This window comes from Candidatus Methylomirabilota bacterium (genome assembly GCA_036005065.1).
Classification (GTDB): domain Bacteria; phylum Methylomirabilota; class Methylomirabilia; order Rokubacteriales; family DASRDR01; genus DASYQW01.
The window spans coordinates 41,891-48,975 of record DASYQW010000011.1 but is presented as its reverse complement, the minus strand read 5'-3'; the positions used below and the strand labels follow the sequence as shown (position 1 = coordinate 48,975).

The following is a 7,085-nucleotide window of genomic DNA, read 5'->3' as shown; positions in this document are numbered from 1 at the left end:
AGGTGCTCGGTGTTGAGGACGAGGTCGTAGAGAAGGGCATCATCCCAGTCCACCTGGTACAGGAATTTGATCCGGGCGGCCCGGTCACGGTCGCTGTCCCGCACGATGCCGGGAGCCGCCTCCGGGGTGATGCCCTGCTGGGTCTCCACCCGCTTGGCCCGCACACCCTGGGGGGCGGTGATCCGCACCCGGAGGGCATGGCGGACCGCCGCCAGCACGAACGGCGCACCGCGCCCCACCAGGACCACGTTGTCGCGGGCAGCCATCTCCCGGACGATGGCCTCGATGTAGGTGAGATAGGGGTCCTTGGTCTCCGTGAAGCGCTCCCACAGCGTGGGCTTCTCGTCGGTGACGTGCTGGAGCTCTCGCTCGCCTTCGCCGAACCGCTCCGCGGCCTTCAGGACGATCTCCCGATCCGCGAACTCGTAGCCGAGACCTCGGGCTAGCTCGCGCCCGATCTCGTCGCCCAGGCTGCCGAGGGTCTGGGAAATCGCGACGATACTCATCGCCCACCTCCTGCCGGGCTCCCCCGGCCACTCTCCGGACACGCCGCAGTCTTCCCGCGGCACTCCCAGTCATCCCATTGTCCCTCCCTGACGCGCCCGCCCACAAGCGGGCCGGGCCTGGCGGTCCGCGGGGCCGACTCTCCCGCTTGACACCTCCTCGGGGGTCGCCTAGTCTCTCTTCATCCGCCGCGCCCTTCAGACGAACGCTGCAAAGGGAGGCTCCCCCCGATGAAGCTCCGCGTGGTGCCCCTGCTCGTCATGCTGGCTCTGGGGGATCTCCTCGCAGAAGATGTCCAACGCATCGCCGACGGGGCGACTGCCGCCCCCTGGTAAGGAGGTCCGGTCATGGCGAACTATCAGCTCGAAGGCTCACTCCTCGAGGCCTGTTCCTGCGCGGCGCCCTGCCCCTGCTGGATCGGCGAGGATCCCGACGGGCGCACCTGCGACGCCTTCATCTGCTACCGGATCGACCGCGGGACGATCCGCGGGGTCGACGTCTCCGGCCTCTGCATCGCCGGCGTCGCCCACATCCCGGGCAACATCCTGAAGGGCAACTGGAAGCTCGCGCTCTACGTGGACGACCGCGCCACCCCGCCGCAGAAGGAGGCGCTGGTCGACGCGTGGGCCGGCAAGCTCGGCGGGCCGCTCGGCGACCTGGCCCAGCTCATCGGCGAGGTGCTGGGGGTCTACAGCGCCCCCATCGACTACCGGCTCGAGAAGGGGAAGGGCTCGCTCAAGATCGGCGACGTGGTGGACGCGGAGATGGCGCCCTACACCGACAAGGACGGGAACCCCACCACCATCCGCGACACGATCTTCAGCACCATTCCGGGCTCGCCGGCATACGTCGCCAAGGCCTCCCACCATCGCGTGAACCTGCCCCAGCACGGCATGACCTGGTCCTTCTTCGGGCGGAACGCGATCCAGGGCAATTTCCGCTTCGCGGCCTAGGGAGCGCCGGTGACGGCGGACGCGCGGACGGAGCGCCTTCTCTTCGGCGGTGCCTTCGCCGCCCTGGTGATGGGGGCCTGGCTCGCGCTGGCCGCGGTGGGGGCCTCGCCCTACGCCGGCTACCTCGACCACCGGGTGGCCATCGACGCGACGGCCCTCCCCTACGGCGCTCGCCTCGCCGTCTTCGTCGTCGGCTGGACCGTGATGTCGGTGGCGATGATGCTCCCGTCGAGCCTGCCGCTGGTGACCGTCTTCCGGACCATCAGCCGACGGCACGAGCATGCTCGCCGGGCGCTGGGGCTCCTCGTCGCCGGCTACCTCGCGATGTGGGGGCTGTTCGGGGTCGCCGCATTCCTGGGCGACACCCTGATCCACCGGGTCGTCGCGGCCGCCGGCGCCGGCGGGGCGGCCGGCTCGCTCGGCGCCGCGGCGGCCCTCTTGCTGGCCGGTCTCTTCCAGTTCACCCCGCTCAAGTATAGTTGCCTCCAGCAGTGCCGCTCGCCGGTGGGGTTCCTCGCCAGCCACTGGCACGGCGGCGACCGCCGATGGGCGGCCTTCGCCCTCGGACTCCGGCACGGGCTCTTCTGCGTGGGGTGCTGTTGGGCGCTGATGGTCCTGATGTTCGCCGTGGGCGGCGTCAACGTCGGTTGGATGCTGGCCCTGGCCGCCGTGATGTTCGTGGAAAAGGCCGTCGCCTGGGGCCGGTGGATCACCGCCCCCGTCGGCGCGCTGCTCCTCCTGTGGGGGGTCGGCCTCGCGCTCGGCCTCCCTTTCGCGCCGCCGCCCTTTTAAATAAAGCGAAACGGCGCAGGGGCCCGAGGCCGCCTGCGCCGTCCTTGCTACGAGACCGGGTCGGCCGGTCTACCAGCGGGGAGCGCGACGCTGACCGCCGCCACCCCCCCCGAAGCCGCCACCACCGCCCGAGCGGTACCCGCCGCCGCTGCGTGACCCGCCGCCAGCGCCGGAGCGCTGACCTTGCGAGTTCGCGGGAGCCACCGTGAGCCGCCGGCCCTCGAAGGGCTGATCGTTCAGCTTGGAGATGGCCGCCTGGGCCTCCGCCTCCGTGGACATCTCCACGAAGCCGAAGCCGCGGGACTGCCCCGAGAACCGGTCGGTGATCACCGTGGCGGACTCGACCGCGCCGCACTGGGTGAAGTACTCGCGCAGGCTCTCGGAGGTGGTGGAGTACGACAGACCGCCGACATACAACTTGGATGGCATCGAATGCCTCCTTCGACCCCGAGTCCGGGGCCGGAGAACTTCCGCATCGAGTAATCGCCCCGGAGACGCGGAAGAGGCCGTCGGAGGCGAGGCCAGGTCAGGAGGCCACAAAGGCGTGGCGCAGAACCGGCGAACCGATATCAGTATACCTCAGGCCATGGGAAACGCAAGGGAATCGCGGTGGCGTGGCCCCAGAGGTCCGGGGGAGCGGGGGGCATCGGGGGGGCGCCGAGACCCCCAAAATGACCTAGGAGTGTGTCGGACCAAGGCGCGCCCCGGACCGAGTTTGCTCTGCACTGAACAGCCGTCCGAGCGGCGGCTTCGCCGCCGCAACCTCTCCTGGGGGAGGTTTGGGAGGGGGCCGTCGAGGCCCCCCTCCCATTTACTAGAGCCTGAACCCGCGGATGAACCGCTCCACGGCGCCCGCCCCTTCGGTGACGGCGCGGGTCGCGCTCCCCAGCGGGGACGACCCCCCGGTCCTCTGCGTGAGCTGGATCCGCACCTCCGCCGTCTGTCCGGACAGCACCTGGATCTGCCGCACCTCGGCGCCGAACCGCGGATGGCTCACGCGGAGCCGGTACGGTCCCTCCTTCAGGGGCTGGCGCGCCCGGCCGTTGCCCGCCGGCGCCAGGGTGGTGACCAGCGCGTTCTCCCGCGTGTAGATCTCGATGGTCGCATCCGGCACGGGCCTGTCGGTCCTGGCCTCGCGGACCACCGCGACCACCTCTCCGAAGCTCGGGCTCGGCTCGAAGAACTTCACGAGGGAATAGGTGCCTCCCACGATCGAGATGACCCCGGCCAGGAGTCCGATGACCGACTGCATCGCGGACAACGAGGGCTTCGTCACGGCTCTCTTTTATAACGCAGGCGCCCCGGCTCGCGCAACAAGTTCGCCGCTCTCATCTGGGAGTCGCGTGACGGCCTCAGGATACGCTGCGCGCTCCTCCTGACACCCCCCGGAGCCGGGGGTCCAGGAGGTCCCGGAGGCCGTCCCCGAAGAGATTCAAGCCGAGGATGGTCGCCATGATCGCCACGCCCGGGAAGACGGTGAGCCAGGGTGCCTGCTGGATGTAGAGCCGGCCCTCGGCCAGGATGTTGCCCCAGGAGGGGACGAAGGGTGGCGCGCCCACGCCGAGGAAGGAGAGCGCCGCCTCCCCGAGCACCGCCAGCGCGAAGATGAACGTGGCCTGCACGATGACCGGCGACAGGCAGTTGGGGAGGACGTGGCGGACGATGACGGCGACGTCGGAAGCCCCGAGAGCTTGGGCCGCCTCGACGTATGGAAGCTCACGCACCACCAGCACCGAGCCGCGCACGATGCGCGCGATCCGCGGCGCGTAGACGACGCCGAGGGCCACGATCACGTTCTGGAGGCTCGGGCCGAGCGAGGCCATCAGGGCGATCGCGAGGATGATGGCCGGAAAGGCCATCAGGCCGTCCATCATCCGCATGAGGATCCCGTCGAGGCGCCGGTAGTAGCCGGCCGCCAGGCCCACCACGAGACCGGCGGCCACCGACAGCACGACCACGAGCCCGCCCACCATGACGGAAATGCGCGCCCCGTAGAGGACGCGGCTCAGCACGTCCCGCCCGACGTCGTCCGTCCCGAACCAGTGGCCGGCGCCCGGGCCCCGGAGTCGGCCCTGGACGTCGAGGGCCAGCGGGTCCCAGGGCGCCAGGGCCGGCGCCAGCGCCGCCACCAGGAAATTCAGCGCGACCAGCAGCCCGCCGACCAGGGTCACCCGCCGGCGGCTCAGCAGGGCGAGCCAGGTCCAGGCTCCCCAGGCGGCCACCCGACCCGGCTCGGGCCGGGCGCCCACCGCCACGCTCGACGGCACCCCGACGGAGCTCACTGGTACCGGATCCGGGGATCGAGGGCCAGGTACGCCAGGTCCACCGCGAGGTTCACCAGCACGTAGACCCCGGCGATGACCAGGATGACGCCCTGGATCACGGGATAGTCACGGCGCAGCACCGCCGAGATGATGAGGCGACCGAGACCCGGGATGTTGAACACCTGCTCGATGATGACGGCACCGCCCAGGAGCACGGCGAAGGAGATGCCGATCACCGTCAGCGTCGGGACGAAGGCGTTCTTGAGCGCGTGCTTGTACACGACGCTCTCCTCCGGCAGTCCCTTGGCTCGCCCGGCCAGGATGAACTGCTCGCGCAGGACGTCCAGCATCGCCGACCGCGTGATCCGCGCGATGAGCGCCGACTGGACCAGGCCGAGGGCGACGGCCGGCATGAGCAGGGAGCGGAGGGTCCGCCAGAGCCCGGACTCCAGCGGCACGTAGCCGGCCACCGGGAACCAGCCGAGCCAGACCGCGAAGACGAGGATCATGAGGAGTCCGAGGAGGAAGTTCGGCACCGAGGTCCCCAGGAGGGCCAGAACCATGAGGCTCTGGTCCACGAAGCCGCCGTGGCGCCGCGCGGACACGATCCCGGCCGGGACGCCGACGAGCACGGCCAGCAGCGTCGCGGCCGTGGTGAGGAGCAGCGTCGGCTCGGCCCGGTCGAGAATCGCCTCGATCACGGGTCGCCGCAGGAAGATCGAGTTCCCCAGGTCGCCGTGGAGCAGCCGCCAGTACCAACGCCCCAGCTGGACGTGGAGCGGCCGGTCGATCCCGAGCTGCTGCCGCAGCTTGGCGACGTCTTCGGGCGACGCGTAGGGCCCGGCGATCACGCTGGCCGGGTCGCCGGGCGCCAGGTGGACGAGGACGAACGCCACCGTCGCCACCACCAGCATGACCGGCACCACCGCCAGGAGCCGCCGGAGGATGTACGTCTTCACGCGAGAGCAGGCCTCTCAGTGGGCAAGCCAGGTGTTCCAGAAGAACAGCTCGGGGGTCGGCTGAAAGCCGCGCAGCTCCTTGCGCTTGGCCTCGAGCTGGAAGTAGTCGCCGAACTTGATGCGCGGCACGTCGTCGTAAAAAATCGCCTGGATCCGATCCATGAGTTCCCGGCGCTTCTTCGTGTCATGCTCCCGGGCCATCGCCTCCAAGAGCTTCTCCTTCTCGGGGTGGCACCACCACCCCGGCCAGCTGCACTGGAGCGCGGTCGCGAGCGCCGGGTCGTGGTTGAACGAGAACCCGGTCGAGAAGACGTCGTACAGCTCCGGCTTGTTGCGCCGCTGCACCAGGGTCGCCCAGTCGAGCACCTGAAGATCGATCCGGAAGCCCACCGCCTCGAGCTGCTGCTTGGCGACGAGGGCGTTCTTGTACATCCACTCGTACTCTTTGGTCGTGATCCACCGGATCGGCTGGCCCGCGTAGCCGGCTTCCCGCAACAGGCGGCGGGCCTTCTCGGGATTCTTCTGGTTGTACTGGTCGCCGCCCACCGTCGAGTACCACGGCTGCTCCCGGTAGTGGACCGACTGGTCGAGCCGGTAGAAGGCTGGGTGCCCGAAGCCGGCCGCCATGATCGGCTCCATGTCGAGCGCCGCGAGGAAGGCCTGGCGGAACCGCTTGTCGGCCATGGCCCCCTGCTTCGTGTTGAGGACCGCCGTCGCCCACCCGTACGGCTTCAGGATGACCGGTTCGACACCCGGCAGCGCCTTGATCCGCTCGTAGAGGTCCCCTTTGAGCGAGATTGCGTAATGATACTCGCCGGTCTCGACGCCGGCGATCCGCACGGGAACGTCGGGCACCGGGATGAAGAGGATTTCGTCCACGTACGCGGTCCGCCGACCGCCGTAGCCGTTTGGTGCCTCCGCCCGGGCCGCGTACTCCTTGAAGCGGGCCACCTTGATGTGGCGGTCGGGCCTGTGCTCCACGAACCGGAACGGCCCGGTGCCGACGAACTCGGCGATCTGGCCATCCGCACCCGCCCGCTCGACGACCTCCTTCGGGTAGATCGCCGCCCCGTTGTTGGGTCTCGCCAAGGCCGGGATCAGCGAGCCCGAGGGCTCCTTGAGGTGGATGACGACCGTGTACGGGTCCTTCGCCTCCACGGCCTCCACGGACTTCCAGACCGGCTTGGCCGGCGTCGCCCGCGCCCCCCAGCGCTTGAGGGAGGCCACGACGTCAGCCGAGGTCATCTCCTTGCCATTGTGGAACCGGACGCCCCGGCGGAGCGCGATCGTCACCCGCCGCCCGCCGTCGGCGACGTCGGCGGACTCCGCCAGCATCGGAATGGGATTGAAGTCGCGGTCGTAGGTGAAGAGGGTCTCGTAGACGTGCCAGGCGATCTGCTGGGTGATGACGGCGGTGGTCCAGTGCAGGTCGAGGGAAGGCGGCTCCCCGATCATGGCGGCCTTGAGGACGCCCCCCACGCGAGGCTGCTCCTGAGCGGCCAGCGGGTGCGCCACCGCGAACACGAACAGAATGAGCAGAAAGCGAATCATACGACCTCCTCGGGTTGGCTCGGGTGGGAGCACTCCTCAGGGCCCCTGCCGGGACCTAAAGA

At 69.7% G+C, this 7,085-nt stretch carries 8 protein-coding genes; 2 read left to right on the top strand and 6 right to left on the bottom strand.

The window, feature by feature from the left end; genetic code table 11:
* Positions 1–506 (bottom strand): cytidylate kinase-like family protein (locus tag VGW35_00680; protein HEV8306152.1); only part of this gene is annotated, 506 nt, incomplete at its 3' end.
* Positions 507–851: 345 nt separating this feature from the next.
* On the opposite strand from VGW35_00680, the gene VGW35_00675 reads away from it, so the two are divergent.
* Positions 852–1,457 (top strand): DUF1326 domain-containing protein, encoded by a 606-nt coding sequence (locus VGW35_00675; protein HEV8306151.1) that lies wholly within the window; start codon positions 852–854, stop codon positions 1,455–1,457.
* A 9-nt stretch (positions 1,458–1,466) separates the two neighbouring features.
* A complete protein-coding gene (locus VGW35_00670; GenBank protein ID HEV8306150.1) occupies positions 1,467–2,249 on the top strand; it encodes a DUF2182 domain-containing protein in 783 nt (260 codons plus the stop codon).
* A 69-nt stretch (positions 2,250–2,318) separates the two neighbouring features.
* Here the strand turns inward: VGW35_00670 and VGW35_00665 are convergent, their stop codons facing one another.
* The 5 genes from VGW35_00665 to VGW35_00645 all read right to left on the bottom strand — a co-directional run bounded on the left by VGW35_00665 (position 2,319) and on the right by VGW35_00645 (position 7,023).
* The gene (locus VGW35_00665) at positions 2,319–2,678 is read right to left on the bottom strand and encodes an RNA-binding protein (protein ID HEV8306149.1); all 360 of its coding nucleotides are present in this window, start codon (positions 2,676–2,678) and stop codon (positions 2,319–2,321) included.
* 385 nt (positions 2,679–3,063) lie between these two features.
* Complete coding sequence (locus tag VGW35_00660; GenBank protein HEV8306148.1) at positions 3,064–3,525, bottom strand: carboxypeptidase-like regulatory domain-containing protein; 462 nt, start codon at positions 3,523–3,525, stop codon at positions 3,064–3,066.
* Positions 3,526–3,601: 76 nt separating this feature from the next.
* Positions 3,602–4,531 carry an ABC transporter permease gene (locus tag VGW35_00655; protein ID HEV8306147.1) on the bottom strand — a complete coding sequence of 310 codons (930 nt, stop codon included), beginning with the start codon at positions 4,529–4,531 and terminating at the stop codon, positions 3,602–3,604.
* Positions 4,528–5,472 (bottom strand): ABC transporter permease, encoded by a 945-nt coding sequence (locus tag VGW35_00650; protein ID HEV8306146.1) that lies wholly within the window; start codon positions 5,470–5,472, stop codon positions 4,528–4,530. The genes VGW35_00655 and VGW35_00650 overlap by 4 nt, the downstream gene beginning before the upstream one ends.
* A 15-nt stretch (positions 5,473–5,487) precedes the next feature.
* The gene (locus VGW35_00645) at positions 5,488–7,023 is read right to left on the bottom strand and encodes an ABC transporter substrate-binding protein (protein HEV8306145.1); all 1,536 of its coding nucleotides are present in this window, start codon (positions 7,021–7,023) and stop codon (positions 5,488–5,490) included.
* Between the last annotated feature and the right edge of the window lie 62 nt (positions 7,024–7,085).

Coding starts and splice junctions, on each gene's coding strand:
- VGW35_00665 (HEV8306149.1), bottom strand. CDS start 2,678: ATGCCATCCAAGTTGTATGTCGGCGGTCTGTCGTACTCCACCACCTCC.
- VGW35_00645 (HEV8306145.1), bottom strand. CDS start 7,023: ATGATTCGCTTTCTGCTCATTCTGTTCGTGTTCGCGGTGGCGCACCCG.
- VGW35_00675 (HEV8306151.1), top strand. CDS start 852: ATGGCGAACTATCAGCTCGAAGGCTCACTCCTCGAGGCCTGTTCCTGC.